This window comes from Rhodococcus sp. 3258 (genome assembly GCF_031456475.1).
GTDB classification, from domain to species: Bacteria; Actinomycetota; Actinomycetes; order Mycobacteriales; family Mycobacteriaceae; genus Rhodococcoides; species Rhodococcoides fascians.
The window spans coordinates 230,264-255,784 of the sequence record NZ_JAVDUT010000002.1 but is presented as its reverse complement, the minus strand read 5'-3'; the positions used below and the strand labels follow the sequence as shown (position 1 = coordinate 255,784).

Genomic DNA, 25,521 nt, shown 5'->3' with positions numbered 1-25,521 from the left:
CGTGAGTGTTACCCACGTCTCATCGAGAACGACTCAACCACGTCTCGGAACAGAACGCATTAGTGACTGTTCACCATCGTCGGCTCGGGTCCACCGGGCGTCCCGCAGGTGTTTTCCCGCCGATGACGGGCGTCCACCTGCAGATCCAGCAGCCAGACCAGTAGTCCGGCAATGGCGAACACGGCCCCCGCAGCGCACACTCCCGTCCACTCGAAATGCTTCCACGCCCACGTCCCGACGGCAGATCCTGCTGAGGCGCCCACGAAGTACGTCGTCATGTAGACGGAGTTGATTCGGGCGCGAGCAGCCGGTTCCAGGGCGTAGACGATGTGCTGGTTGCTCACGTGCACGCCCTGCAGTGCCAGGTCGAGAAGTACGAATGCGACCACGAACACCACCCAGTAGTGGCCGCCGACGGCGAACATCGGCCAGAGTGCGATCAGCAGAACCGCACAGGTGCCGCTGGCCCATTGCACCAGTCCGCGGTCCGCGAGCCGGCCCGCGACCGAGGCCATCAGAGCGCCGCCGACCCCGGCCAATCCGATCAGTCCGATCTGGACGGCACCGAAGCCGAACCTCGACGACAGCAACAGCGTCATCGTCGCGAACACCGTGCTCACCGACGCGAAGCCGAGACCGCCGAGCACCGCGCGGGTCCGAAGCCTGGGGTGGGTGCGTACCAGCCGAACCATCGACACCAGCGCCGAGCCGTAGGTGACGTCCGCCGTCACGGTGTTGCGTGGCAGCACCCGCCACAGGCCGACCGCGGCAATCAGCATCAACACCGCGGCCACACGGTAGACGCCCTGCCACCCCGTCACCGACGACAGCAGCCCCGAGATGCTGCGGGCCAGCAGGATGCCCGTCAGCAACCCGCCCATGACCACTCCGACGATGCGTCCCGCTTGCTCCGGGTGTGCCATCGACGCGGCGAACGGCACGATCACCTGCGCCGCCACCGAGAACAGTCCAGCGATCGCCGTGCCGACGAGGAGCCAGGAGAGGCCGGGAGCGAATCCGGTGATCGCCTGACCCGTCGCAGCGAGAATCATCAGCCCGACGCTCAACGTGCGGCGATCGACGACGTCGCCGAGAGGCACGATGAGCAGCAGGCCGAGGGCATAGGAAATCTGTGCGACGGTCACCGAGGTGGCTGCCGCTGTCTCGGACACGTCGAATTCGGTGGCAACGAGGTCGAGCAGCGGCTGGTTGAGATAGTTGCCGCCGGCCGAGAGTCCGGTGGCGATCGCCATGAGGGCGACGACGGGGGTGCTCACGCCGGTGCGCGAGGTGCTTGCTGTCTTCACATGAACAAGGGTGCTCGTTGCACATCCAGCTGTCCAATAGAACGTTCCGAACGATCGATCGTCGAAACAGATAGAGTCGCGAACGTGGAACTCAGACACATCCGGTACGCCGTGGCGGTCGCCGAAGAGCAGCACTTCGGGCGTGCAGCAGCTCGGCTGCGAGTCGCTCAATCGGCGCTGAGCAGCCAGATCAGAGACCTGGAAAAAGAGCTGGGCGTAGAACTGTTCGCGCGCACGAGCCGAAGCGTCACCATCACCCCGGCCGGACAGATCTTTCTCGAACGCGCGCACAGCGTGCTCGGTGCCGTGTCCCGATTGGTGGCCGACGTCGCGCCCGATCCCACGACCGCCATCAGGCGGCTGCGTATCGGCATGATCGCGCCTCTCGCCCGTGTCGATCTGGCCGCGGTGGTCGGCCGGATCTCCCAGCGATTTCCCAACACGTCGGTGACGTTGCTGCCGCGGCCGAGCGCCGACGTTCTCGACGGCATCGCAAGCGGAGACCTCGATCTCGGAATCATCGGACTCGCGCCCGGACGCCCACATCCGGGATTGACCGTCACCGCCCTGTGGACCGAGCCGCTGTCACTGTTCGTCGGTCCCGATCATCCTTGGGCTCAAAGGAATTCGATACGGTTGGCCGACCTGTCCGAGATGACGATGATCGACCGGCCGGCGGGAAGCGAGGCCAGACTGCAATCCGATCATGCATTCACCCGCTCGTCGGTTCCCCGTGGACACATTCTGGAGGCCGATTCGGCCGACCTCATCGGTCAACTCACCGCAGCAGGGTTGGGGGTGACACTGCTGCCGTCGTCCTTGGCGTCGATCCTCCCCGAACTGCACATGATCGACGTCATCGATGCACCGACCCGAACGGTGTCGGTGGTGACCAACCCCGAGCATGCGAATGCCGCGATCGCCGCCGTGGTCGAGGATTTGATCGCGTCGTCGGTGGCGACGTGAACACCGCCCGACGCCCGTAGTCGAGGGTTCGACTACGGGCATCGTGGCTGACTCGAAACAGCTTGGGCTATGCGGACTTCCACACCGCGACGATGGACGGCCGCGGCTGGGTGTCGCCGCCGTCGGGCCAGTGCGAGATCGGAGCGTCGGCGGTGGCGTCGTCGCTTTCACCCGGGTGCTGGACGCAGACCATGACGCGCTCGTCGGTGACGATGGGGCCGCAGGTCTCGCCGCCGGCGGGGACGGTCAGGAACTGACGTGTCTCGCCGCGACGGGGGCCGTCGAGCACCACGGCGAACAGGCCGTCGTTGGAATCGAGGGCGTTGCCGTCGGTCGAGACCCACAGGTTGCCCTTCGAGTCGAACGCGAGATTGTCGGGGCACGAGATAGGGCTGACCTGACTCTTGTCGAATCCGCCGAAATACGTGTCGGCCTCGTTCGGATCACCGCAGACCAACAACAGGTTCCACGTGAACGACGTCCCGGCGTGGTCGTCGTCGAGTTCGAGTACCTGCCCGTTCTTGTTCTTGTTGCGGGGATTGGCCTCGTCGGCCGCCGCTTTGCCCTCGGTGCCGCGGTTGGAGTTGTTGGTCAGTGCTACATACACCTTGCCGGTCACCGGGTTCGGCTCGAAGTCTTCGGGGCGGTCCATCTTGGTTGCGCCCACGGAGTCACCCGCCTGACGGGTGAACACGGCCACCTCCTCGGCCGACATACCGTCGACGAGAGACTTGCCGCGGCCGTCCTCGCCGGTTTCGAGCAAGGGAATCCACGTTCCGCTGCCACGGAATTCACCGTTGGAGGGCAGCGCGCCCGAGCCGTCGATCTCGTCGGGCGTATCACCGGTGAGGCTGGCGACGTACAGCGTGCCGGCGTCGAGCAAGGTCAGGTTGTTGCGCATCGCGGCCTGGCCGGTGCCGGGCATCATCTTTCGGCTCGAGACGAACTTGTACATGTAGTCGAAGCGCTCGTCGTCGCCGCTGTACGCCACCACCGTGCCGTCGTCGGTGACGTGGATGGTCGCGGCCTCGTGCTTGAACCGGCCCAGAGCGGTGTGCTTGATCGGTGCCGACTGCGGATCCCACGGATTCACCTCGACGATGTAGCCGAATCGATTGACCTCGTTGGGTTCTTGCGCCAGATCGAATCGCTTGTCGAAGCGCTCCCACTTACGTTCGCTGGCGGCGCCTTCGACGCCGTAGCGCGACAGGCGCTTGGCCACAGTCGCATCCGTGACGCTTTCGGCATTGGCGAAGTACTGGTTGAAGTTCTCCTCGCCGGAGAGCACCGTTCCCCACGGGGTGAGGCCGCCCGAGCAGTTGTTGAACGTGCCGAACACCTTGGTGCCGGTGGGGTCCACGCTGGTCTTGAGGAAGTCGCTGCCTGCGGCGGGCCCGGTGATGACGAACTCGGTGGTGCCGGTGATGCGCCGGTTGTACTGGCCCATAGCGGGGGTGAGCTTGCCGGTGCCCGATTCGCCCTGCACCTGTACGACGGAAAGGCCGTGTGCCGCAAGGGCTACGTCGAACTGCTCGCGGGTGGGGTTCTCCGCGTCGTAGCCCTTGAACATTGCCGGCTCGGTGCTGTACTCGTGGTTGACCACCAGCAGGTGGGCGTTGGGCGTGCCCTCGATCGGCAGCAGGCCGGCGAAGTCGTTGTTGAATCCGAACTGCTTCTCCTGCGCAGCGCCGGTCTGCTTGTCGAAGTCGAAGGCCGGTGCGCCCGCGACGACGGCGTCGCCCCAGCGAATGACGATGCCCTGCTCGTAGCCGTCGGGAACGACGACCGCGTCCTCGGTGTTCGGTTCCACTGCAACGAAATCCACGCCGTCGACGGGCGGGGTATCGGAGCCCGAGGTGGTCGAGGTTCCGGTGGCTGCCGGCTCGTCGGTCGAGCATGCGGCCAGCGCGCTACCCGCGCCGACAGCGAGCACTGCCATCGCCCCGCCCTTGATGACGCCGCGCCGCGACATCGCGGTCTTGACGATGTCGCCGAAGTACTGGCCCTTCGACGTATTGGGAATCTCGTGGAAACAGGCATCGCCGCACTTGTACTTGCAGGTCAACGATGATCGTTTGGAGCTTCCGTCGTGAACGGCGAACAGGGGCAGTGGCTTCATGTCACGGCACGCTGTCACCCAAAAGCGAAAGTAAAGGAACGCTCAGGTGAAGTCCCGGATAACGAGGTAACCCTTGGTCGCTGCTACAGCACCTGCGAGAGGAATGTCTTCAGTCGATCGGTGTGCGGATCGTCGAACAACTGCTCCGGCGTTCCGGTTTCGACGGCGCTGCCGTGATCCATGAACAGGACCTTGTTCGACACCGACCGAGCGAAGCCCATTTCGTGGGTCACCACGACCATCGTCATGCCGCCCTTGGCGAGGTCGGCCATCAATGCCAGCACTCCCTTGACCAGTTCCGGGTCCAGTGCAGAGGTGGCCTCGTCGAAGAACATCACCTCGGGCTTCATGGCCAGTGCTCGCGCGATGGCGACGCGCTGCTGCTGGCCGCCGGAGAGATTGCCCGGACGCGAATCCGCCTTGTTGGCCAGGCCCACCAGTTCGAGCTGCTCCATCGCGGCCGCGCGCGCCGCATCCTTGTTGAGCCCCAGCAGCTTCTGCGGCCCGAGCGCGATGTTGTCGGCGACGGTCTTGTGCGGGAACAGGTTGAAGTGCTGGAACACCATGCCGATGCGTTGACGAAGTTCGTCGGGATTGTCCTTCAGCACCGACTTGCCGTCGAGCAGGATGTCTCCCTGCTCGGGCTCGTGCAGGCGATTGAGGGCCCGCAACAGCGTGGACTTACCCGAGCCCGAAGGCCCGATGACAGTGGTGGTCTTACCTGCGTCGACATGCAGGCTCACCCCACGCAGAACCTTGTTGGTGCCGAACGACAGGTGAATGTCCTTGCCGGTCAGAGAAACTGAAGTCACGTCGGCTACCTCTCCACCACGATGGATGTTTCGACGGGACCGAGGGTGCCCGAGGTGTCGGCCTTACCGGATCGTAGGCGTCGGTCGATGTAATTGACCAGGTGCGTCAGTGGGATGGTCAGGATGAGATAGAACAATCCGGCGGCCAGCAGCGGCGAGAGATTGCCGGTCTGGGCGGCGGTGTCCTGGCCGACGCGGAACAATTCTCGTTGCGAGGCAAGCAGACCCAGGAAGTAGATCAGCGAGCTGTCCTTGATCAACGAGATGAACTGGTTGACGATCGCCGGCAGCACGCGCCGAATGCCCTGCGGCACGACCACCAGGTTCATGGACCGGCGGTAGCTGAAACCCAGTGCGCGGGAGGCTTCGAGCTGTCCGGAGTCGACACTCTGAATGCCGGAGCGGAAGATCTCACCGAAGTAGGCCGCTGCCATCAACGACAGTGCCAGGATGCCCAGCGGGAACGGGCTTCTGCTGCCGGTGAATTGGGTCAGCGTCGGGCCGAACCCGAGGCCGATGAGCAGGATGACCACGGCGGCGGGTAGTCCACGAAAGATGTCCGTGTACACCCGCGCCGGCCACCGGAGCCAGCGGGTGCGGGAGATACCCGCCACCGCCAGCCCGAGTCCGATCACGGTACCGATCACTCCCGACGAGACCGCCAGAATGAGGGTGTTCGGCAATCCGACCGTGACCAGTTTGGGAATGGTCTCGCCGATCAGTTCCCAATCGAAGAACGTGTCGTACAGATTCGACAGAGTGCTCATGAGGTACGAGTGCCCTTACGACGCCGGCAGAACGGACGCCTTGCTGCCCGGCTTCCAGTCGGCGGGGACCTCACGGTCCGGGTACCACTGCTTCTCGAGCGTGCTCCAGGTGCCGTCGTCGACCACGGCGTCGAGGCCGGCGTTCAGGGCGTCGATCAACGGCTGGTTGTCCTTGGCGACGGCGTAGGCGGTGAAGTTGGTGGTGTTGATGGTCTTCTCCAGAATGGAGACACCGTCCTCGGTCTTGACCTGACCGGTTGCCTGCTGCGACGGCGCGACCCAGGCGTCGACCTGGCCGGACTTCACGTTCGCGTACGCGGTGTTGTAATCCGGGAACCGCACCGGCTCGATGCCGAGGGTGTTGGTGACGTAATCGTCCTGCACGGTGCCCTGCACCACGGCGATGCGCTGATCGGCGTTCAACTCGGCGATCGTCTTGATCGAGTAGTCGTTCTTCGCGACCAGTGCCATCTCACCGAAGTCGTACCCGTTGGTGAAGCCGACGGTCTGGCGACGCGCATCCGTGGTCGAGATGGACGAGGAACCGGCGTCGTAGACCTTGTTGTTGACCGCTGCGAGCAGGCCCGAGAACTCGGTCGCCGAGAACTCGACGGTGAGGTTCAGCTTGGCCGCGGCGGCTTTGAGCAGCTCGTTGTCGAAGCCGGTGAAGTTGCCTGCGTCGTCGATGAAGATGTTCGGCGGCGCGTCGGACAGAGTGCCGACGTATAACGTCCCCGGCTTGATCAGACCGAGGTTCGCGGTGTCGATCTGATCGAGCGCGGTGACGCTGTCGGTCGTGTACTTGTCGAGCGAGGCCTGGTCGGAACCGGCCAGAGCGTTCTCGCCGGTGCCACCCGAGCTTCCGTCGGAACACGCGACGGCTCCGAGCGTGAGTGCGAGCGTCGCAGCAACTGCTGCGATGGCACGGCCTCGTAAACGACGTGTGTTCAAGATGAAGCTCCTAGGTGCAATCGGGAGGGACGAACGAGGCTATCGTGCCGATGGAGGCACACGACAATCACATTGCAGTTGTATGAAGCAACCCGCTTGTTCCCGAAATTCCCTCACCTCAATCGCGTCTAGCAGTGTGCGTCCCGCCACGCGATGGCCTCGCCCAATTCCGTGAGGTCGTAATCCGGTCCCCCGGTACCGACGGTGAACAGCGTGGCCCCGGCGTCGACGAAGTCCTGTGCGGTGTCCGCGCCCGGCCACGAGACCGAGCGGGTGATGCCCGAGGTGTCCCGCCCGACGGTGGTGCCGTGCTCGGCGAGGATCTCGGATTTACGCTTCAGTGCATCGAGGTCGGCGAAGCTGTGCCAGATGTGGGCGTACTCGGCCACGAGCTTGAGGGTCTTCTTCTCACCGCCGCCGCCGATGAGGATCGGGATGTCGCGCGTCGGGGCCGGGTTACCGACGTCGAGGCGGTGCCGGATCCTGCCGAGGCTCTCCTTGAGCAGCGCCAGACGTGAACCGGCCGTACCGAATTCGTAGCCGAAGTTGTCGTAGTCCTTCTCGTTCCATCCGGCACCGATGCCGAGAATCAACCGGCCGCCGCTGATGTGGTCGACGGTGCGCGCCATGTCTGCCAGCAGGTCGGGGTTGCGGTAGCCACCTCCGGTGACGAGCGCGCCGATCTCCACGTTCGACGTCTGCTCGGCCCAGGCACCGAGCATCGTCCAGCACTCGAAGTGCGCGCCGTCGAGGTCGCCGTACAGCGGGTAGAAGTGGTCCCAGTTGAAGACGATGTCGACCCCCGCGTCTTCGGACCGCAGCACCGCGTCGCGGATCAGCTGATAGTCGGGCGCGTGCTGGGGCTGAAGCTGAACACCGATCTTGACGGTCATGTACGTCTCCTCGTCGTGTGGGCTGTCTCACCCATGATGCACCTCGTTTCGCGCGATGCACGTCGATCGAGATCAGCCGACTCGTACTCCGCTCTCGGCCATCATCGCTCGGAGGACGAACCCGGCCTCGGAGCCGACGATGTCGCCGACCAACGTGATGTAGCGATCGACGAACGCTCCGCCGTGCTGTTGCTCGTCCTCGTCACCGAAGTGGTGAGCCAGTTCGTGGAGCACCACCAGCTCGCGCAGCGCCCAGGCCCGATTGCCCTGATGCAGGGGTACCGCGATGGTCGCGGCGTCGCGTTCGTAGTGGGCGGCACCCGATCCGGATCTGGCCCGGACGGTCACCGTCCGACCGGCGTCGGGCCAGGTAGTCGCGATCCAGTCCAGCGCCAGCACCGCATCGACATAGCTCTGCACGGATTCCAACGAGGCGAACTTCCGCTCGATCGGCAGCGTGATCTGTGAGCCCAACACCGTCACGACGCGGTTGTCGCGCTCCTCGGCTCGATCGAACATGATCCGCACCATCTGTTCGGCGTCGTACACCGCCGACCGCTGCGCATCCCTCGGTCTGCTCACTCGTCCAGCTTAAGCAGGTCGAGTTGTTTCCGTACCGGCGCTCGCCTATGGTTCAAGTGACAACGATTGTCGAAGTCATTCCCACTTCCAGGCTCAGGAGTTCGTCGTGCTCGTCGTCGAGAATCTCCGCATCGACGCCGGACGCACCCGCATCGTCGACGGCGTCTCGTTCGAGATACCCACGGGTCGACGCGTCGGCCTGCTGGGCGCCTCGGGTTCGGGCAAGTCCTCCATCGCCTCGGCTCTGGTCGGATACCTCCCGCCGGGCATCACGTGTTCCGGTCGCGTCGTCGTCGACGGCCACGATGTCGCCGGTGTTCCGACCCCGCGGCGGCCGCGCACCGCACGCCCGGCGATGGTCTTCCAGGACTCCGCGACGGCGCTGAACCCGATGGTCACCGTCGGCAGGCAACTCCGCACGCCCGAAGCCGCCGCGCTGCTCGCGCGAGTGGGTCTGCACGACACCGCGCGCGTCCTGGCCTCGCACCCACTCGAACTTTCGGGTGGTCAGCGTCAACGAGTCTGCATCGCAATGGCATTGGCGCGCGAGAGCTCGCTGGTGATCGCCGACGAACCGACGACGGCACTGGACGTCCTGAGTCAGGCGCGCGTTCTCGACGCTCTGCGGCAGGTGCCGTCGTTGCTACTGATCACCCACGACATCGCCGTCGCCGCGCAGTTGTGCGACCACCTGCTGGTTCTCGATTCCGGCAGAATCATCGAATCCGGTTCCACTGCAACGGTACTCAAGAATCCTTACTCGGATCGAACGCGACAGATGATCGATGTGGCTCGGGCGGCCGATCCGTTCCGGCAGCTGGTTGCGTCGTGAGCCTGGACGAGTCTGCCGGTTTGGTGGGTACGGCACTCACGCGGCAGTACGACCGGCACGGCACGTCGCACACCGCCTTGGATGCCGTCACGTTCGCGGTGCCGCCGACCGGGCGGATTGCCGTCGTCGGTGAATCCGGTTCCGGTAAAACGACATTGCTGCGCTTGCTGCTGGCCGTCGATGCCCCGAGCGGCGGAAGGATCTCGCTCGACGGGCGAGCCGTCCGACCCGGATCGGCCGGATCGCTGCGGTGGTTCCGCCGCCGTGTGCAGTACATTCCGCAGGATCCGGCGACCAGCCTCGACCCGCGCCGCAGCGTCCTCGACCTCGTCGCTACTCCGCTACGCCTACTCGGTATCGAGGGTGATCACCGAGCCACGGCCACCGGCGCATTGTCTGCCGTCGGACTCGATGCGCACTTCCTGGCTCGCCGTTCGGCCGAGCTGTCCGGCGGACAGAAACAACGAGTCGCCATCGCCCGAGCCGTGGCCTGCGCGCCGCACTATCTGTTGGCGGACGAGCCGGTCAGTGGGCTCGATCCCGACCTCCGAGAGCAGGTGCTCGATGTACTTGCCGGCCTACCGGGTGCGCTGCTGATCGTCAGCCACGACCTGTCGGCCGTGGCCAGACTCTGCAGCGACGTGTCGGTGATGCAGGAGGGTCGCATCGTCGAATCCGGTTCTGTCCGCAGCGTTCTCACTCGGCCCCAGCACGAGCACACCCGAGATCTGATCGACGCCGTTCCTCGGCTCACGTAACACAATCAGGAGCTACATTGACCAGCAACATGTTTCGCATCGGCGCGCTCGCAGCAGTGGGCACACTGACGCTCACCGGGTGCTTTTCGTCCAGTTCTGCCTCCTCCGACGACGGCGAGAACCGCGTGCGCGTGGCAATGCTGCAGCCACCTCGTTCGGGGTTGTCCCAGTTCAGTGACGACGCCTTCAAGCTGTCGCGCTGGTCCACCGCCGAGACGTTGATCGTTCTCGACGATCTCGGTGAGGCCGAGCCGGGTCTGGCCACCGCCTGGAACCGGGTGGACGATCGGACCTGGAACTTCGACATCCGGCCGGACGTCACGTTCCACAACGGTGCCCCGCTCGACGCAGCGGCCGTCGTCACCGCGCTCACCGCAGCCACGCAGTCGGCCCCCAAGCCGCGCATCCTTGACGGCGTCGACATGACGGTGACCGCCACCGACGCCGACAGCGTCGCTGTGACCACTGCCGACGTCGATCCACTGGTACCGCAACGACTGTCGAGCCCACAGCTGGCCATCCTGGCACCCGACGCGTACTCGACGGGTAGCAGCAACCCCATCGGAACCGGCACCGGGCCCTTCGTGCTGAAGGCCGTGAACGGCACGTCGACAGCAACTCTCGACCGCAACGAGAACTACTGGGGAGAGCCGGCGAAGGTCTCCGGCATCGACGTCGACTTCGTACCCGACGGCACGGCCCGCGCCGCAGCGCTACGCAACGGCACAGCCGATGTGGTGGAGGCGATTCCGGTGTCTCAGGCCGCCAACGTCGATCAGGCACTCGTGCACGAGGTGCCGATGCCGCGCACCAACACCCTGTACCTGAACACCGAGTCCGGGGTCTTCGCAGACCCGGCCATGCGCGCCGCCGCGCGGGAGTCGGTCGACAAGGATCGGCTGGTCGACCAGGTGTACGAGGGCCGTGCCGACGCCGCAAACGGATTGCTCGGCCCGGCATTGCCGTGGGCCGCCGACCGTCCGGCGCGTACGCAGACCCCGGCCGGCGACGCCGCAGGCAAGAAGATCACCCTCGCCACCTTCACCGACCGAGCCGAACTCCCGGAGGTCGCGGTGCTGCTGCAGCAGGAGCTCGAAGCCAAGGGCTTCGTCGTCGAACAGGTCGTGCGCGAGTATCAATTCATCGAAACCGATGCTCTCGCCGGTGCATTCGATGCGTTCATCCTTTCCCGCGCCACCGTGCTCGACTCCGGAGACCCGGCCGCGTACATGTACTCCGACTTCGCCTGCGAGGGATCGTTCAACATCTCGCAGTTCTGCGATCCGCAGGTCGACACCGCGCTCGCCGACGCCGCAGCCACCGATCCCGGCGACGCTCGCCGCACCGCGATCCTCGACGCCGAAAAACTGATCCTCGAAAAAGACGCTGCGGTACCGCTGCTGCACGAACGCGTCATCCAGGGAGAATCCGAGGGCGTGACCGGCGTGGCCCGCGATCCACGCGAGCGCACCTTGATCACCAACCAGACCGCTTTCGAGTAGGCAGTGAGAACGACTGTCTCACGGCTGCTCTCGGTGGCTGGCGTCGTACTGCTCGTCGGGATGCTGCCGTGGTTGTCCGACCGAGACCCCGCACTGAGCATTCTGCGGGCACGCTCCGCCGAGCAAGAAGCGACGCCCGAGGCCCTCGCGGCCATCCGCAACGACCTCGGTCTCGACGCCGGGCCGCTACGAACTTTCTGGAACTGGCTCACCGGCCTCGCGTCGGGCAATCCCGGAACATCCTGGAACACCGGCAAACCCGTACTGCCCGGTGCGCTCGAGGCACTGTCCGTCTCGCTGACCCTGATGGGTTTCGCGATGGTCGTCGCGCTCGTGACGGCCGCTCTCGTCGTCCTGCCGAGCATGCGGGCCGGGCTGCGCGGCACGCCGAAACGTACCGGCGGAAGCATTGCGGCCGCGCTGACGTCTCTGCCGGAGTTCCTGCTCGCCTCGGTACTGGTGGTCGTCGGAGCAGTGTGGTTGTCGTTTCCGGCGTACGGGTGGAACGGGCCGGAATATGCGGTGTTGCCCGCACTGGCACTGGGCCTTCCAGCGGGTGGCTTGATCGGTCGCCTCCTCGCCGACGCGGTAGCCGTGACCTTCACCGAGGGATGGGTGATCACGTGGACGGTGGCCGGGTTCTCGCGGCGGCAGATTGCCGTCGCTGTGTTGCGCCGGGCCGTCCCCGGACTCGCGTCGCAGGTCGGTTTGATCATGGTGGCCATGACGGGCGGCGCAGTGGCCGTCGAAAAGGTCTTCGCCATACCGGGATTGGGGCGCTCGACGCTCGGTGACGCGCAGTCGCAGGACCTGCCCGCCCTACAGATCGACATCCTGCTGCTGCTGGCCGTCAGTGCCGCCCTCGGTATCGCGGCGGAACTGTTACGCCGTCTACTGCTCGGCAGCGCACTGCACGAGAAGGCGATGCCAATTCCAGGCGGGGTGTTCCACCCCTCATCGCGTCGGTGGATCGTCCCGATAGCAGCCGCATCGATGCTCGCGGTGATGGTACTGGTGGGGCTGCCACGAGACGGCCAGGTCACCACCCGTGAGAAGTTCGCCCGACCATCGTCGACGTTCCCGTTCGGAACCGACGCGTCCGGCCGCGACTTGCTCGCCCGAGTGGCGGACGGGGCAGTGCGGTCGATCGGCCTGTCGCTGGCAGTCACGCTGGCGGCGTTGTGCGTCGGGGTACTGCTGGGGCTGATTCCCCGAGCGACCCGCGGCCTGGTGGAGGTCACCAATGCCGCACCGCCCGTCGTGACCGGCATCCTCATCGCCGCGATCTGGGGTCCGAGCGCCGGCGGGGCGGCTGTCGCGGTCCTGATCGTGACGTGGGCTCCACTCGCCGCGCACACCGCCGCACTCGTCGACGAGGCGCGAGCACAGCCCTACATCTCCATCTTGCCGACACTCGGTGCCGGCAACGGTCGAATCCTGTTCGGCTCCATCGTTCCCGGCGTGCTGCCGGCCGTGTTCCGGCACGCCATGATCCGCCTTCCCGGTGTCGCTCTGGCGCTCGCCGCCCTCGGATTTCTGGGACTCGGTCCGCAACCTCCGACCGCGGATTGGGGACTGATCCTGTCCGACGGGGTAGCCGCCGTCGAGCGAGCACCGTGGGTCGCGGCAGCACCGCTGGCGTCGTTGATCGCGCTGGCCGTCCTCGCCGTCTCCGTCGCCAGCGCGACGTCGGGGCGGGTGAGAACGACCGGTAGCGTTGACGGCAAAGTCGATGCAGGAGGGCGCGTTACATGAGTTCGAGGACCGACAAGTCGCCGACGCGGTGGCGGTGGTCGTTTCTCGTCGACCTCGGGCGCGCCACGCCCACGGTGCGATTGCTGGTTCTCACCCAGATGACGTTCAACATCGGCTTTTTCATGGTGTTGCCGTATCTGTCGGTGCACCTGACTTCCGATCTGGGACTCGGAGCGGCACTCGTCGGCGTCGTCCTCGGTATCCGAACGTTCTCGCAGCAGGGCCTGTTCTTCGTGGGCGGCACCCTCGCCGATCGGTGGGGCATCAAGCCGGTGGTCCTCGTCGGCTGTGTCCTGCGAGTACTGGGGTTCCTGGGCCTGGCTGCGTTCGATTCTCTTGCCGGTGTCGTCGCCGCGACGGTACTGGTCGGGTTCGCGGCCGCATTGTTCTCTCCCGCAGTGGAATCCGCGATCGCCATCGAAGCCGGCAAGAGCGAACGCAGCGGCGGTGCCACCCGGGTTCAGACCTTCGCGCTGTTGTCGGTGTGCAATCAGATCGGATCGTTCACCGGCCCACTCATCGGATCTCTGCTGTTGTTGGCCGACTTCCGAATCGCATGTCTCACGGCCGCAGTCATTTTCGTCCTCGTCATCGCCGCACACATCAGATGGCTGCCGCGCGAGCCCGGCGAACACCGCGACGATCCGTGGCTCTCGGGCTGGACCGACGTGATCCGCAACCGCACCTTCGTGCTGTTCGCCGTCGCTATGAGCGCGCAGTTGGTGGCCTACAACCAGCTGTATCTGCTGCTCCCCCTCGAGGTCGAACGGGCCTGGGGATCCCAGACGGTACTCGGCTGGTTCTTCGCAATCTCCGCGGTACTCGTCGTCACGACGCAGTTGCCCATCACCCGACGCGTCGCCGCGGTCTCGCCGCGCATCACGCTGCCGATCGGATTTGCCGTCATGGCACTCTCTTTCGCGCTGGTGGCGATCCTCAGTCCTCTGGAGCTGACGGGGCTCGTCGGCCTGATTCCGGCCGCCCTGTTCGTGTTGCTGCTGGCACTGGGGCAGATGATCGCGATGCCGCAGGCGCGCGACCTCGTCCCCAAGATGGCTGCCGAACGCCGACTCGGCTCCTACTACGGATTCATGGCCTCGCTCGGTGGGATCGGGGTGCTCATCGGCTCGATCGCCGTCGGAGCGGTGATCGACGCCTCGCCCGACACCGGCTGGGGAGCAGCAATCCCATGGCTGGTCGCTGCCCTGTTCCCCATCGCCAGTGTCATCGGCCTGCGAATCGTGTTGGCTCGACTCGACTGAGTTGGTTCTGGTGTCGCCGGCTTCTGTCGGCCGCCCGCATTTCCCCGCCCCCTTTCCTCCGCCCCCATCCCGCCGCCCCCATCCCGCCGTCGTCCCCATCCCGCCGCCCCCATTTCCCGCAAACGCGCGCGCGTTTGTCATACGCGAGTGGATTCGCCTCGAATTCGGGGCTATTCCGCGCGCATCTGGCGAACGCGCGCGCGTTTGCGGCGGCCTCGGCTACATCCGGCGTCACCCCTCCCCCGGGAGAGTCGACTCTCCCCCACGGGGAGGGGCGAGAATATCGACATGAACGGATTGCTCACGATCGGCGAGTTCTCGCGAATCACCCATTTGTCGGTGAAGACCCTGCGTCGCTATCACGAGTCGGGTTTGCTCGAACCCGCGACGGTCGACGACTACTCGGGCTATCGGTACTACGCCACCGATCAGGTCGGGGTCGCGCAGATCATCGGTCGATTCCGGAAGATGCAGATGCCGGAGCGGGAGGTGCGGGCAATCGTGCAGACACCCGATCCCGATGCCCGCGCTCGACTGATCGCCGAACATCTCACTCGACTCGAGCGTCAGTTGGACGACACCAGATCAGCCGTGACGGCGCTGCGCCGGTTGCTCGATCCCACTCCGCCCGCGATCGATGTCCGACGCATTCTCACCGAACAGGGTTCTGTTGCAGCCATTTCCGAGGTGGTCGACGCGTCCGACGTGCTGGTCTGGTACTCGGACGCGATGGCCGAGATCGACGCGGTCGTATCGGACACCACGGGGCCGCCGGGCGGGTTGTACGACAACGAACTCTTCACCGACGGGCGGGGTGAGTTGACCGTCTACGTTCCCACCGTCGATGCGCCATCCGTCTGCAGAGTTCGGCCGATGACGCTGCCTCCCGTCGAACTCGCGGTGACGGTTCATCACGGACCCCACGACGACATCGACGTCACGTACGGTGCGCTCGGGGTGCACGTGGAGACCAACGGCCTCGCCATTGCGGGGCCGGTTCGCGAGGTCTATGTCGTCGGGCCGCGGGATACCGAGAACTCGGCGCTCTGGCGTACCGACATCGGATGGCCGGTGTTCACGGCATCACCGGCCACGTAGGAGTCAGCGTCCCAGCTGCCGGCTTGCTCCGCCGATCTCTGCGTGGGCGCCGATCTTCGCGTTTCGTCCCGCTCGATCTCCGGCCTTGCGTGCGCCCTCGGAGTACCCGGCGTTCGCGCTCTGGCCTCGCCAGTGCCCGCGTGCGGTGGACGTCTGGCGGTAGTAGTCGCGTAGCTCGATCTCTTTGTCTCGCAACACCAGAGCGGTTCCGGCACCGGAGGTCTCCTGCGCGATGGCCTTGGCCTCGGTGTCCTTCTTGACCTCCGCGAGCCGTTGACCGATGCGCGACGCGAATGCCGTCTGGAAGTTCAGACGTGCCGTCACGGCGGCGACGGGCACTTCCTCGCGTCGGGTGTAGCGGCGACGATTCTTGACCTCGGTGACGGTGCGGATGGCCGTCTCGGATTTGTAGGCACCGGACTTGATGTACCCGTCGGACGCTCGGACCATCTGAATCAGCAAAGAGGAGTACAGGGCCTCGGTGGTCTCGATGTCCGAGTCGAAACCGTAGGCGAACACCTGCGTCGACGATCTGGCGACGTCGCACTGCACATCGTTTGCGTGGGCGATGGCGACGAACAGTTGAACGTAGGTCTTGAGTCCACGCTTGCCCGGTTCACCGATGGGGATGACCTTCTGAGTCGGCGTCGCCTGCCGTTCGCGGGATGCGCTGTGCGAACGCGCCACCGCCAGATCCACCGACGCCGACGTGGCCAAACGCTGCGCAGCCTCCATGAAGGCCTCGGCCTCGTGGGGGTTGTCGGTGGACTCCGCCTGACGCAGCAATCCGCCGATTCGCGTCAGCATCTTGTCCGAACTCATGAGCGAAAGGGTACCGGGCACCTCCGACACGTCCGGGTTGACCGATTCAGGAACTCGATAATGACCCCTACGCGGTGAGTTGTGTGCCACAGTACCCATCGACATATGTGTCGGGGGAGCATCACAGCACGATTCTGCGTGCCCATCTCCGGGCGCATACCACCGCGTAGAAGTAAGTGGAGAAAACAATGGCGTCTTTGATCACGAAGGTGGCAGTGGTTGCGACAGCAGCCACGCTGCTGACGCTCACCGCATGTTCGAGCGACAGCGGTTCGAGCGGCGATTCGGGTGCTGCATCCGAAAATGCCGACGGCCGTGGACCTATCACGTATGTAGAGGGCCAGGACACCACCGAGACCGGTGTCGTCCAGCAGATCATCTCGGAGTGGAACGCCGCCAACCCTGATCAGCAGGTCACCTTCAAGGAGCAGTCCGCCGACGCCGATCAGGCCCACGACGACTTCGTTCAGCAGCTCCAGGCGCAGCAGAGCGACTACGACGTCATGGCACTCGACGTCGTCTGGACCGCCGAGTTCGCGGCCAAGGGCTGGCTCGTGCCGCTCGAGGGCGAATTCGCACTCGACAACGCAGGCGTTCTTCCGGCGACCGTCGCGAGCGCGACCTACAACGGCAAGCAGTACGCCGCGCCGAAGAACACCAACGGTGGACTGCTCTACTACCGTAGTGATCTGCTCCCCGAGGCACCCACCACCTGGGCCGAGCTCACCGAGGACTGCCAGGTCGCCCGCGACAACAACATCGACTGCTACGCAGGGCAATTCGCCCCCTACGAGGGTCTGACGGCCAATGCGTCGGAGATCATCAACGCGCACGGCGGATCGATCGTCGGCGAAGACGGCAAGACCCCCACCGTCAACAGCCCGGAAGCCAAGGCCGGACTGCAGACTCTGGTCACCGCGTTCGAGACCGGCGTCATCCCGGCCCAGGACACCACGTTCAAGGAGTCCGACAGCCAGCAGGCGTTCCAGGACGGAAAGACACTGTTCCTGCGCAACTGGCCGTACGTCTACGGCACCGCCGCAGAAGAAGGTTCGGCTGTGGTCGGAAAGTACGCGGTCGCACCGCTTCCCGGCGTCACCGGAGTGGGCACCTCGACGCTCGGCGGATACAACGCCGCGATCAGCGCGTACTCCGAGAACAAGGCAACTGCTGCCGACTTCCTGCGCTTCATGCAGGGCGAGAAGGCGCAGCGCATCATCGCCGAGGGTGCTTTGCCGCCCGTGCTCTCGTCGCTGTACGACGATCCCGCACTGATCGCCGCGATGCCGTACCTTCCCGCATTGAAGGCATCCATCGAGAACGCAGTTCCGCGTCCCGTCACCCCGTTCTACCCGGCCGTCTCGAAGGCCGTGCAGGACAACGTCTCTGCCGCCATCAAGGGTGAGAAGAGCGTCGACCAGGCGATCACGGACATGCAGGCCGGTATCGAAACCGCCGGCGCCAACTGATTTCGGGAGAACCAATGGCTGTACCTGCTGGTGTGACCAGTGGGGCCGCCGCAACCACCGCGGCCGGAGGCTCGTCCCCCGGCCGCGGTCGGCATGTGCGGTCCAAAAACAAGCGGTTCGGCCTGACGCAGGGTCGGGCCTGGCTGTTGATCGCACCGACGATGGTGATCCTCGCGATCGTCATCGTCTACCCGGTGATCCGAGCCCTGGTGATGTCCTTCTCCAAGGATCCCGGTCTCGATCCCGCCACCGGCATGTTCGTCACCGGTGGATCTGCCGGCTTCGACAACTACACGCACTGGATTCTGCAGCAATGCACCTCGGCGTCGGGCACATCGGTGCCCTGCCCGCCGGGAACGCTGGGGTCGCAGTTCTGGGGTGCCGTCGGAAACACCGCGTTCTTCACGGTCGTCACGGTGTCCATCGAGGTGGTCATCGGCTTCGGAATGGCCGTCATCATGGGCAAGACCTTCGCCGGACGCGCCCTGTTGCGCGCGGCAATCCTGATCCCCTGGGCGATCCCGACGGCGGTCACGGCCAAGCTCTGGTACTTCATCTTCGCGTACGACGGTGTCGCCAATCGCATTCTGGGAACGAACATTCTGTGGACCGGTGACGCGTGGCCCGCTCGTTTCGCCGTCATCATCGCCGACGTGTGGAAGACGACGCCGTTCATGGCGCTGTTGATTCTGGCCGGGTTGCAGATGATTCCCGCCGACGTCTACGAGGCGGCTCGCGTCGACGGTGCGTCGGCGTGGCAGCGGTTCACCAAGATCACACTGCCATTGGTCAAGCCCGCGTTGATGGTGGCAATTCTGTTCCGCACCATGGACGCGCTGCGTATGTACGACTTGCCGGCCATCCTCACCGAGGGCAATCCCGCCACCCGGACCATCTCGATCCTGGTGGTGGATCAGATTCGGCAGGGATTCAACAGCGCTGCCTCGCTGTCGACGATCTCGTTCATCATGATCTTCGTCGTGGCGTTCATCCTGGTGAAGTTTCTCGGTGCCAATGCCGTTGCCACTCAGGACAATCAGCGCAAGGGGCCCGGCCGATGAAGCAAGCTCGCATCTATCTCGGCGTCGTCGTCATTCTCGTCTGGGGACTGGCACCGTTCTATTGGATGGTCGTCACCGCATTCCGCGACCCGCGCTACACCTTCGACACGACGCCGTGGCCGACGCACGTCACGTGGGAGAACTTCGAGAACGCGTTGTCGACGGCGAACGGCAACAATTTTCTTCGTGCGGTGGGCAACAGCCTGATCGTGGGCGGCGCGACCACACTGATCGCGTTGGTCATCGGCATTTTCACCGCATACGCGCTCTCCCGCATCGACTTTCGCTTCAAGTACGTGGTGACGGGCATCATCCTGGGTGCGTCGATGTTCCCCGTCGTCGCATTGGTGACCCCGCTGTTCCAGTTCTTCACCAACATCGGCTGGATCGGCAGCTACCAGGCGATGGTCATCCCGAACATCTCGTTCGTCCTACCGCTGACGATCTATACGCTGGCGGCGTTCTTCGCCGAATTGCCCTGGGAGCTCGAAGAAGCCGCGCGGATCGACGGCGCCGGACGATTCCAGGCATTCCGCCTGGTGATGCTCCCGCTCGCCGCGCCTGCCTTGTTCACCACCGCGATTCTTGCGTTCATCGCCGCAGTGAACGAGTACCTGCTGGCCAGTCAGCTCTCGAGTGACAAGACCGAACCGGTGACCGTCGCCATCGCGCGGTTCACCGGCAACGATCCGCTTGTGGTGCCGTATGCCGCGATCATGGCCGCGGGCACCATCGTTGCGATTCCATTGGTGATCATGGTGCTGCTGTTCCAGCGCCGCATCATCTCCGGACTGACGGCGGGCGGCGTCAAGTCGTGACGGCGCAGGACCACCTGCAGTTGTTGGCAGGCATTCTCGGGTTCTTTGCGCTGGTAGCTCTCGGTTTCGCCGTAGCCGGGATCATCGGAGGTGATCCCGGCGTGCTGCCGTCCGTAGCGCTGCTCGGCTTGCTGGTCGCACTGTGGTTCACCGTCAAGAAGATTCGCTGAAACTCGTCGTCGAGATACCCACCAGTTCGGCCAGTGCCGGACTCATCGCGCTGCGCCACACCAGGGCCAGCAGGGCGGCGGTGTGCGAGTCGGTCAGCTCGATCGCGACGAGCCGGTCGCCGTAGAATTCGGCCATCGACCGGCTGAGAATCCCGACCCCCAAACCGCGGGTGGCGAGGTCGGCTACCGCGTCAGGTGCGCTGGCCTGCAACGTGATCGACGGTGACAGACCTCCCCCGGCGCAGTCCCTGTCGAACACCGCACGAATTCCGGTGCCCGGCGGAAGGGCAACGATCGGATATTCGCACACCTCGGCGAGTGTCGCGTCCTTCTGCGCCGCCAGTGGATGCTCCGCCGGCACGGCGGCAACGATCCGCTCGTCGATCACCACCATCGATTCGAGTCCGGCGGGGGTCCGAGAAGCGAGACCGACCAACGCAAGATCCAGCTCGCCGGATCGAACATCCGCGACGAGATCGTCCGAATTACCCTCGCGCAAAGCAATGTCGACGCCGGGATGTGCCGCGTGGAAGCCCGCCAACGCGTCGAACAGTGGGGGAACGGTGCAGGCGGTGACCATACCGACGCTCAGTCTGCCGCGCAGTAGGCCCGTCACATCGTCGACGGATTGTTTGACGGATCCTGCCGCGGCGAGTGTCGCGCGGGCCTGCGGCAACGCCGCCTGGCCGGCTGTGGTCAAAGTGGCTGTGCCACCGGATCTGTCGATCAGCTCGGCCCCGAGTTCGCGCTCGAGCGCCCTGATCTGTGCGCTGACCCCCGATTGACTGATGTGAACGCGGGCGGCAGCGCGGGTGAAGTTCGCTTCCTCGGCCACCGCGACGAAATACTCGAGCTGCCTCAGTTCCATTGCTGTACTCCCAGATCGGGACCTTCGCCGGCATCGAGGCGGGCTATCGCGCGCTTCGGCGCGGTGACGCGGTAGCTGCAGTCGATCAGTTCGGCGGCTTCGGCCCAGACATCGCTGTCGGCCTTGTCTTTGCGGTCACTGCTCAGGTCGAACCCCACCCAGCCTGCGGGTCCGAGGTAGGCGGGATGAAAGTAGCGCGGCTCGAGTTCGCAGGCTCGCTGCTCCTCGGCGCTCTCGCATTTGACGATGATCGACAGATCGAACTGATCGCCGCCTTTGACGCCGCCGCCGAAGTAGACGAACACCGAGGTCGTGCGGAAGGTCGGCCTGCCGTGCGAAACCTTCTCGGTCACGTCGGGGTACGCGAACGCCAGAGCGCGAACGCGTTCGAGAATCGGATGCTTCGAGGTGGGATCGATGGCCACGCGAGAACCATAGCGCGTAGCGTCTAGCTGCGGCTATGAGTAAAAGTTCTGGTGATGATCGGAACCAACTGTTGGACTTCTGACTGCGCCGGTTCGAGACTCGAATCCATGACACAGACACCCGCACAAATTGCAGCAACCTACTTCGAGGCCTGGAAGGCGAAGGACTTCGACACTCTGGCGTCGATCCTGCACGAAGACGCCACGTTTCGGGGGTCACTGGGCACCGCCGACAGCGGCGAAGAATGCGTCGCCGGGTTGAAGGGAATGTCGCAGATCGTCACCGACATCGACATCGCGCACGTCTTCGTCGATGGCCCGAACGTGCTGACGTGGTTCGAGCTGCACACGTCCATCGCACCCCCGGCCCCCACCGCGAACTGGCAACAAATCGAGAACGGCAAAATCACCGAAATCAGGGTGACATTCGACCCCCGCGCCATCGTCGAGGCGGGATAGACGAACGCCCGCCGGTACTCAATGTGACGTTTAGTGGCCTTTTGGGGGGTCAATGTCACGTTGAGTGGACCGGCGGGCGTCAGTGCCGCGGAGAATTACGCGTCGATGATGAAGGCTTCGAGTTGTTCGCGAGCAACGTCGTCGGCCAGCTGCTTCGGCGGGCTTTTCATCAGGTAAGCGGAAGCCGGGATGACCGGTCCACCGATGCCGCGGTCCTTGGCGATTTTCGCGGCGCGGACTGCGTCGATGATGACGCCGGCAGAGTTGGGCGAGTCCCAGACCTCGAGCTTGTATTCGAGGCTCAGGGGAACGTCACCGAAGGCGCGGCCTTCGAGGCGGACGTAGGCCCACTTGCGGTCGTCGAGCCAGCCGACGTGGTCGGACGGTCCGATGTGGACGTCCTTGGCGTTGAATTCCTTCTGCAGGTTCGACGTGACGGCCTGGGTCTTCGAGATCTTCTTCGACTCGAGGCGGGTGCGCTCGAGCATGTTGAGGAAGTCCATGTTGCCGCCGACGTTGAGCTGCATGGTGCGGTCGAGCTGCACGCCGCGGTCTTCGAACAGCTTCGCCATGACGCGGTGGGTGATGGTGGCACCGACCTGGCTCTTGATGTCGTCGCCGACGATGGGGACGCCAGCGTCCTCGAACTTCTTGGCCCAGACGGGGTCGGAGGCGATGAAGACGGGGAGGGCGTTGACGAAGGCGACGCCTGCGTCGATGGCTGCCTGTGCGTAGAACTTGTCGGCTTCTTCGGATCCGACGGGGAGGTAGGACACGAGGACGTCGACCTTGGCGTCACGCAGTGCCTGTGCGACGTCGACTGCTTCGCCGTCGGCCTCGGTGATGGTTTCGCGGTAGTACTTTCCGAGGCCGTCGAGGGTCGGTCCGCGCAGGACGTGGACGTCCTTCGGGGGCACGTCGGCGATCTTGATGGTGTTGTTCTCGCTGGAGAAGATGGCCTCGGAGAGGTCGAAGCCGACCTTCTTGGCGTCGACGTCGAACGCGGCGACGAACTCGACGTCGCGGACGTGGTACTTGCCGAACATGACGTGCATCAGGCCGGGAACGGTGGCGTTCTCGTCTGCGTCCTTGTAGTACTCGACACCCTGGACCAGGGATGAGGCGCAGTTGCCCACACCCACAATGGCCACGCGGATTGCGTTGTTGTTCTCACCCATGGTCGGGTTCTCCTTCTGTCTTGACTGTCCTGTTTGGTGCTGTGTGGGACGGTGCTGGGTTGGGGGCGGCTTGCTCGGCTGCGATGACTTCGTTGAGCCAGCGCACCTCGCGTTCGCTCGATTCGAGACCGAGCTGGTGGAGTTGCCGGGTGTAGCGGTCGAGCGTTCCGTTCGCCTTGGCCACAGCGTCGCGGAGGCCTTCTCGGCGCTCCTCGACCTGGCGTCGTCTGCCTTCGAGAATGCGGACCCGAGCTTCTGCCGGGGTTCGACTGAAGAAGGCCAGATGTACGCCGAATCCGTCGTCGGTGTAGTTCTGCGGTCCGGTGTCGGCCACCAGTTCGGCAAATCGTTCCCTGCCGAGGGGGGTGAGCACGTACACCCGTTTTGCTCGTCTTTTCACGAGCAGTTCGGGACCGGCGTCCTCGGCGATGAGCCCGTCGGTTTGTAGTCGACGGAGCGCCGGGTACAGCGATCCGTACGAAAACGCACGAAATGCTCCGAGCAGGCCGGTCAGCCGCTTGCGAAGCTCGTAACCGTGCATGGGTGATTCGAGAAGCAGTCCGAGAATTGCGAGCTCGAGCATGCAACTCCCCCTTCTCGAATCCAACGATCACATCCTGGCGATGCGATGAGCCACACTATCGGAGAATGTATCGCGCCGATACATGAAGTGGCAAACCAATGGCCGGTTACATCGCGCGAATCGGCATTTGTGGGCGTGTTTTTCGGGGTCCTTCGCGGGTATCGACACAGGACGGCACTACATCGAAGGAGCGCATCATGCACGAATACGATCAACCGCCCCCACTGTCGTACGGCGAGTCCGAGCGCGGTTCCCACGTGGCGGACCTGTCGACGGTGCAACTGATCGAGCGACTGACGACTCAGGTCTCGACGCTCGTCCGGACCGAGATCGACGCCGGACTCGCCGAAGTCAAGAGCAAGGGAAGCCGCCTCGGGGTAGGCGTCGGAATCTCCGGCGCGGGTGCGTTGCTGCTGTTCCTCGGGCTCGCCACCCTGATCGCTACCGCAGTGCTCGGACTGGCGACAGTGTTGTCCGCATGGCTCGCGGCGCTGATCGTCGCGATCGCGGTGCTGGCGATCGGGGGCATTCTGGCCGCAGTCGGCGCGTCCCGTGCCAAGAAGGCCTTGCCGCCGATTCCCGCGGACACCGCAGCACGTATCGGCGACGACATCACCGCGGTGAAGGAGGGACTCCGATGACCGACACACCGGCGCACAGTGTTCCCGGCAACTCCGATCAGCCGCCCAGCATCGAGGAACAGCGTTCCGAACTGGCCGACACCGTCGCCGCTCTCGCGGCCAAAGCCGACATCCCCACTCGAGTGGGCAACGAGGCCTCTCGACAGGCGACACGTGCCTCCGATGCGGTGCGCAGTAGGCCCGGCACTGCCGCAGGGGCCGTGGGCTTCGTGGTGACCGCAGTGTTGGTGACGGTTCTTCTTCGTCGCCGACGTACGAGGAAGGTGTTTCGATGAGTGCAGTATCGAAGGCGTTCTACAGACCGATGTCGTTGGCGACGAGTGTGCTCGGCGGGCTGGCGGCCGGCGCGGTATTCAAGCAGGTGTGGAAGCACGTCGGCGACGACGACGCGGCGGCCCCCGACCCGAAGGATCTGAATCGCTCCGTCCGAGAGGTGCTGATCGCGGCAGCCGTCCACGGTGCGGTGTTCGGCGTCGTCAAGGCCGCAGTCGACAGGGCAGGGGCAACCGGTTACCGCGCCATCACGCACGAGAGCCCGAAGTAGCCGACACGCAACATGATTCGCGGCGTCTATCGGCTTACCGAGACGATGTTGCCCGCGAAGTCCGCTTCGACGCGGCCGCCCTGGTCGTCGTCGTTGTGTGCGGTGATCGAGATGCGCTGCTCACCGCGGGAGTCGGTGATCATGACGTATTCGACGGCGGCGTCCGGGACCCCGACGGCCTCGGGCGTTCCCGCGACGAGGCCTGCCAGAACCGCGGAATCGACTGTGGCCCAATCGAAGAGCGCCTCTTGTTCCTCGGGCGGCTCGGTCTCGTGATACACCTCGAACCCCCCGGAGACGAATACGCGCTCTCGTCGGCCCTCTGCCGTCGGGCGATAGACATCGGCACGGTTGCCGTCCATCTGGACGAACACCTCGAGAACCTGCGAACTGCCGAAGCGTTCCACGTAGCGTTCTCGAAAATCGTCGAGTCCGGCTGCCGTGTCGAAAACGAAGGGACGGGCGATGATCGGGGTGACGTCGACCGGCAGGTCCATCGGCACGGTGGGGGTCACGCTGCGCGTCGTCGTGGACGCGACGACGGCAGCAGCCGGAACCGGTTGTTCGCCGGTCCTGGTCGACAGAAACACCACCAGCCCTACAGTCACGATGACGACCGAGCCGAGTGCCAGCAGTAGCCGGTTCTTCGGTTCGGATGTTCGCGGCGGTGGTTCCGGAAGGTCGACGTCGATTTGTAGGTCGGAGACCAGTCGTCGCAGATCGCGCAGGGTGATGGCCACCCGCGCACGTTCGCTACGTAGGCGGTGCTCGTCGAAGGTGAGCTGGCCGTCGGCGTATGCGGAATCCAGAACGGTGGCGGTCAGTGCGCGGTCGATGTCACGGGCGCGAAAATCGGGTCGTTGTGCCATCCTGCGGCCT

At 64.8% G+C, this 25,521-nt stretch carries 26 protein-coding genes and 1 pseudogene; 15 read left to right on the top strand and 12 right to left on the bottom strand.

The window, feature by feature from the left end; genetic code table 11:
- Window positions 1-59: 59 nt before the first annotated feature.
- Entirely contained in the window at window positions 60-1,253 is a 1,194-nt protein-coding gene (locus J2X62_RS08675; protein ID WP_310180371.1) for an MFS transporter, read from the bottom strand.
- Between the two features lie 138 nt (window positions 1,254-1,391).
- Here J2X62_RS08675 and J2X62_RS08670 point away from each other — a divergent pair, with 138 nt between their 5' ends.
- Entirely contained in the window at window positions 1,392-2,273 is an 882-nt protein-coding gene (locus J2X62_RS08670) for a LysR family transcriptional regulator (RefSeq protein ID WP_310179740.1), read from the top strand.
- Window positions 2,274-2,340: 67 nt separating this feature from the next.
- On the opposite strand, the gene J2X62_RS08665 is transcribed toward J2X62_RS08670, so the two are convergent.
- The 5 genes and pseudogenes from J2X62_RS08665 to J2X62_RS08645 all read right to left on the bottom strand — a co-directional run bounded on the left by J2X62_RS08665 (window position 2,341) and on the right by J2X62_RS08645 (window position 8,397).
- Window positions 2,341-4,392, bottom strand: a complete 2,052-nt coding sequence (locus J2X62_RS08665) for a PhoX family phosphatase (protein WP_310179738.1) — start codon at window positions 4,390-4,392, stop codon at window positions 2,341-2,343.
- Between the two features lie 83 nt (window positions 4,393-4,475).
- On the bottom strand, window positions 4,476-5,204 hold the full coding sequence (locus tag J2X62_RS08660) for an amino acid ABC transporter ATP-binding protein (protein WP_174557188.1): 729 nt from the start codon (window positions 5,202-5,204) through the stop codon (window positions 4,476-4,478).
- A 5-nt stretch (window positions 5,205-5,209) separates the two neighbouring features.
- Window positions 5,210-6,925 (bottom strand): annotated as a pseudogene (locus tag J2X62_RS08655) (ABC transporter substrate-binding protein/permease).
- Window positions 6,926-7,050: 125 nt separating this feature from the next.
- The gene (locus J2X62_RS08650) at window positions 7,051-7,815 is read right to left on the bottom strand and encodes an LLM class F420-dependent oxidoreductase (protein WP_310179736.1); all 765 of its coding nucleotides are present in this window, start codon (window positions 7,813-7,815) and stop codon (window positions 7,051-7,053) included.
- A gap of 72 nt (window positions 7,816-7,887) precedes the next feature.
- Window positions 7,888-8,397, bottom strand: a complete 510-nt coding sequence (locus tag J2X62_RS08645) for a TIGR04338 family metallohydrolase (RefSeq protein WP_032367655.1) — start codon at window positions 8,395-8,397, stop codon at window positions 7,888-7,890.
- 106 nt (window positions 8,398-8,503) lie between these two features.
- Here J2X62_RS08645 and J2X62_RS08640 point away from each other — a divergent pair, with 106 nt between their 5' ends.
- The 6 genes from J2X62_RS08640 to J2X62_RS08615 all read left to right on the top strand — a co-directional run bounded on the left by J2X62_RS08640 (window position 8,504) and on the right by J2X62_RS08615 (window position 15,604).
- A complete protein-coding gene (locus tag J2X62_RS08640; RefSeq protein ID WP_310179734.1) occupies window positions 8,504-9,229 on the top strand; it encodes an ABC transporter ATP-binding protein in 726 nt (241 codons plus the stop codon).
- Window positions 9,226-9,987 carry an ABC transporter ATP-binding protein gene (locus J2X62_RS08635; RefSeq protein WP_230074305.1) on the top strand — a complete coding sequence of 254 codons (762 nt, stop codon included), beginning with the start codon at window positions 9,226-9,228 and terminating at the stop codon, window positions 9,985-9,987. Before J2X62_RS08640 ends, J2X62_RS08635 begins: the two co-directional genes overlap by 4 nt.
- A gap of 17 nt (window positions 9,988-10,004) precedes the next feature.
- Window positions 10,005-11,489 (top strand): ABC transporter substrate-binding protein, encoded by a 1,485-nt coding sequence (locus J2X62_RS08630; protein ID WP_238325138.1) that lies wholly within the window; start codon window positions 10,005-10,007, stop codon window positions 11,487-11,489.
- Window positions 11,490-11,492: 3 nt separating this feature from the next.
- Window positions 11,493-13,244: an ABC transporter permease subunit gene (locus J2X62_RS08625; protein WP_310179730.1), complete on the top strand. Its 1,752-nt coding sequence runs from the start codon at window positions 11,493-11,495 to the stop codon at window positions 13,242-13,244.
- Window positions 13,241-14,506: an MFS transporter gene (locus tag J2X62_RS08620; protein ID WP_204847230.1), complete on the top strand. Its 1,266-nt coding sequence runs from the start codon at window positions 13,241-13,243 to the stop codon at window positions 14,504-14,506. The genes J2X62_RS08625 and J2X62_RS08620 overlap by 4 nt, the downstream gene beginning before the upstream one ends.
- 288 nt (window positions 14,507-14,794) lie before the next feature.
- Window positions 14,795-15,604 (top strand): MerR family transcriptional regulator, encoded by an 810-nt coding sequence (locus J2X62_RS08615; RefSeq protein ID WP_310179727.1) that lies wholly within the window; start codon window positions 14,795-14,797, stop codon window positions 15,602-15,604.
- 3 nt (window positions 15,605-15,607) lie between these two features.
- Here J2X62_RS08615 and J2X62_RS08610 read toward each other — a convergent pair whose 3' ends face one another.
- On the bottom strand, window positions 15,608-16,426 hold the full coding sequence (locus tag J2X62_RS08610) for a DUF2786 domain-containing protein (protein WP_032385407.1): 819 nt from the start codon (window positions 16,424-16,426) through the stop codon (window positions 15,608-15,610).
- A 188-nt stretch (window positions 16,427-16,614) separates the two neighbouring features.
- Between J2X62_RS08610 and J2X62_RS08605 the strand changes: the two genes are divergently transcribed.
- The 4 genes from J2X62_RS08605 to J2X62_RS08590 are packed head-to-tail and all read left to right on the top strand — an operon-like array spanning window position 16,615 to window position 19,944.
- Window positions 16,615-17,895 carry an ABC transporter substrate-binding protein gene (locus J2X62_RS08605; protein ID WP_032367659.1) on the top strand — a complete coding sequence of 427 codons (1,281 nt, stop codon included), beginning with the start codon at window positions 16,615-16,617 and terminating at the stop codon, window positions 17,893-17,895.
- A 14-nt stretch (window positions 17,896-17,909) separates the two neighbouring features.
- Window positions 17,910-18,956 carry a carbohydrate ABC transporter permease gene (locus J2X62_RS08600; protein ID WP_196248930.1) on the top strand — a complete coding sequence of 349 codons (1,047 nt, stop codon included), beginning with the start codon at window positions 17,910-17,912 and terminating at the stop codon, window positions 18,954-18,956.
- On the top strand, window positions 18,953-19,774 hold the full coding sequence (locus tag J2X62_RS08595) for a carbohydrate ABC transporter permease (protein WP_032367661.1): 822 nt from the start codon (window positions 18,953-18,955) through the stop codon (window positions 19,772-19,774). Before J2X62_RS08600 ends, J2X62_RS08595 begins: the two co-directional genes overlap by 4 nt.
- Window positions 19,771-19,944 carry a hypothetical protein gene (locus J2X62_RS08590; RefSeq protein ID WP_167327633.1) on the top strand — a complete coding sequence of 58 codons (174 nt, stop codon included), beginning with the start codon at window positions 19,771-19,773 and terminating at the stop codon, window positions 19,942-19,944. Before J2X62_RS08595 ends, J2X62_RS08590 begins: the two co-directional genes overlap by 4 nt.
- Here J2X62_RS08590 and J2X62_RS08585 read toward each other — a convergent pair.
- Together J2X62_RS08585 and J2X62_RS08580 are read right to left on the bottom strand one after the other, a co-directional pair.
- Entirely contained in the window at window positions 19,928-20,812 is an 885-nt protein-coding gene (locus J2X62_RS08585; protein ID WP_032373433.1) for a LysR family transcriptional regulator, read from the bottom strand. The two genes, J2X62_RS08590 and J2X62_RS08585, sit on opposite strands and share 17 nt — an antisense overlap.
- Window positions 20,803-21,237 carry an MmcQ/YjbR family DNA-binding protein gene (locus J2X62_RS08580; protein ID WP_032385219.1) on the bottom strand — a complete coding sequence of 145 codons (435 nt, stop codon included), beginning with the start codon at window positions 21,235-21,237 and terminating at the stop codon, window positions 20,803-20,805. The genes J2X62_RS08585 and J2X62_RS08580 overlap by 10 nt, the downstream gene beginning before the upstream one ends.
- A 108-nt stretch (window positions 21,238-21,345) precedes the next feature.
- On the opposite strand from J2X62_RS08580, the gene J2X62_RS08575 reads away from it, so the two are divergent.
- On the top strand, window positions 21,346-21,696 hold the full coding sequence (locus J2X62_RS08575; RefSeq protein ID WP_310179718.1) for a nuclear transport factor 2 family protein: 351 nt from the start codon (window positions 21,346-21,348) through the stop codon (window positions 21,694-21,696).
- Between the two features lie 95 nt (window positions 21,697-21,791).
- Here J2X62_RS08575 and J2X62_RS08570 read toward each other — a convergent pair whose 3' ends face one another.
- Window positions 21,792-22,874, bottom strand: coding sequence for an inositol-3-phosphate synthase (locus tag J2X62_RS08570; RefSeq protein ID WP_027495057.1), 1,083 nt, complete (start codon window positions 22,872-22,874; stop codon window positions 21,792-21,794).
- Window positions 22,867-23,457: a PadR family transcriptional regulator gene (locus J2X62_RS08565; RefSeq protein ID WP_027495058.1), complete on the bottom strand. Its 591-nt coding sequence runs from the start codon at window positions 23,455-23,457 to the stop codon at window positions 22,867-22,869. The genes J2X62_RS08570 and J2X62_RS08565 overlap by 8 nt, the downstream gene beginning before the upstream one ends.
- Before the next feature lie 197 nt (window positions 23,458-23,654).
- Between J2X62_RS08565 and J2X62_RS08560 the strand changes: the two genes are divergently transcribed.
- From J2X62_RS08560 to J2X62_RS08550, 3 genes are read left to right on the top strand one after another with little or no spacing between them, the layout of a single operon-like run.
- On the top strand, window positions 23,655-24,098 hold the full coding sequence (locus J2X62_RS08560) for a phage holin family protein (RefSeq protein WP_310179715.1): 444 nt from the start codon (window positions 23,655-23,657) through the stop codon (window positions 24,096-24,098).
- Entirely contained in the window at window positions 24,095-24,373 is a 279-nt protein-coding gene (locus J2X62_RS08555; protein ID WP_032367665.1) for a DUF3618 domain-containing protein, read from the top strand. The genes J2X62_RS08560 and J2X62_RS08555 overlap by 4 nt, the downstream gene beginning before the upstream one ends.
- Window positions 24,370-24,642 carry a DUF4235 domain-containing protein gene (locus J2X62_RS08550; protein WP_032370038.1) on the top strand — a complete coding sequence of 91 codons (273 nt, stop codon included), beginning with the start codon at window positions 24,370-24,372 and terminating at the stop codon, window positions 24,640-24,642. The genes J2X62_RS08555 and J2X62_RS08550 overlap by 4 nt, the downstream gene beginning before the upstream one ends.
- A 26-nt stretch (window positions 24,643-24,668) precedes the next feature.
- Here J2X62_RS08550 and J2X62_RS08545 read toward each other — a convergent pair whose 3' ends face one another.
- Window positions 24,669-25,511 (bottom strand): DUF1707 domain-containing protein, encoded by an 843-nt coding sequence (locus tag J2X62_RS08545; protein WP_310179705.1) that lies wholly within the window; start codon window positions 25,509-25,511, stop codon window positions 24,669-24,671.
- Between the last annotated feature and the right edge of the window lie 10 nt (window positions 25,512-25,521).

What these genes read in the sequence shown, in the direction of transcription:
- J2X62_RS08565 (WP_027495058.1), bottom strand. Translation starts at nt 23,457, where the DNA reads ATGCTCGAGCTCGCAATTCTCGGACTGCTTCTCGAATCACCCATGCAC.
- J2X62_RS08595 (WP_032367661.1), top strand. Translation starts at nt 18,953, where the DNA reads ATGAAGCAAGCTCGCATCTATCTCGGCGTCGTCGTCATTCTCGTCTGG.
- J2X62_RS08575 (WP_310179718.1), top strand. Translation starts at nt 21,346, where the DNA reads ATGACACAGACACCCGCACAAATTGCAGCAACCTACTTCGAGGCCTGG.
- J2X62_RS08650 (WP_310179736.1), bottom strand. Translation starts at nt 7,815, where the DNA reads ATGACCGTCAAGATCGGTGTTCAGCTTCAGCCCCAGCACGCGCCCGAC.
- J2X62_RS08620 (WP_204847230.1), top strand. Translation starts at nt 13,241, where the DNA reads ATGAGTTCGAGGACCGACAAGTCGCCGACGCGGTGGCGGTGGTCGTTT.
- J2X62_RS08560 (WP_310179715.1), top strand. Translation starts at nt 23,655, where the DNA reads ATGCACGAATACGATCAACCGCCCCCACTGTCGTACGGCGAGTCCGAG.
- J2X62_RS08550 (WP_032370038.1), top strand. Translation starts at nt 24,370, where the DNA reads ATGAGTGCAGTATCGAAGGCGTTCTACAGACCGATGTCGTTGGCGACG.
- J2X62_RS08665 (WP_310179738.1), bottom strand. Translation starts at nt 4,392, where the DNA reads ATGAAGCCACTGCCCCTGTTCGCCGTTCACGACGGAAGCTCCAAACGA.
- J2X62_RS08610 (WP_032385407.1), bottom strand. Translation starts at nt 16,426, where the DNA reads ATGAGTTCGGACAAGATGCTGACGCGAATCGGCGGATTGCTGCGTCAG.
- J2X62_RS08570 (WP_027495057.1), bottom strand. Translation starts at nt 22,874, where the DNA reads ATGGGTGAGAACAACAACGCAATCCGCGTGGCCATTGTGGGTGTGGGC.
- J2X62_RS08555 (WP_032367665.1), top strand. Translation starts at nt 24,095, where the DNA reads ATGACCGACACACCGGCGCACAGTGTTCCCGGCAACTCCGATCAGCCG.
- J2X62_RS08585 (WP_032373433.1), bottom strand. Translation starts at nt 20,812, where the DNA reads ATGGAACTGAGGCAGCTCGAGTATTTCGTCGCGGTGGCCGAGGAAGCG.
- J2X62_RS08605 (WP_032367659.1), top strand. Translation starts at nt 16,615, where the DNA reads ATGGCGTCTTTGATCACGAAGGTGGCAGTGGTTGCGACAGCAGCCACG.
- J2X62_RS08600 (WP_196248930.1), top strand. Translation starts at nt 17,910, where the DNA reads ATGGCTGTACCTGCTGGTGTGACCAGTGGGGCCGCCGCAACCACCGCG.
- J2X62_RS08545 (WP_310179705.1), bottom strand. Translation starts at nt 25,511, where the DNA reads ATGGCACAACGACCCGATTTTCGCGCCCGTGACATCGACCGCGCACTG.
- J2X62_RS08675 (WP_310180371.1), bottom strand. Translation starts at nt 1,253, where the DNA reads ATGGCGATCGCCACCGGACTCTCGGCCGGCGGCAACTATCTCAACCAG.
- J2X62_RS08615 (WP_310179727.1), top strand. Translation starts at nt 14,795, where the DNA reads ATGAACGGATTGCTCACGATCGGCGAGTTCTCGCGAATCACCCATTTG.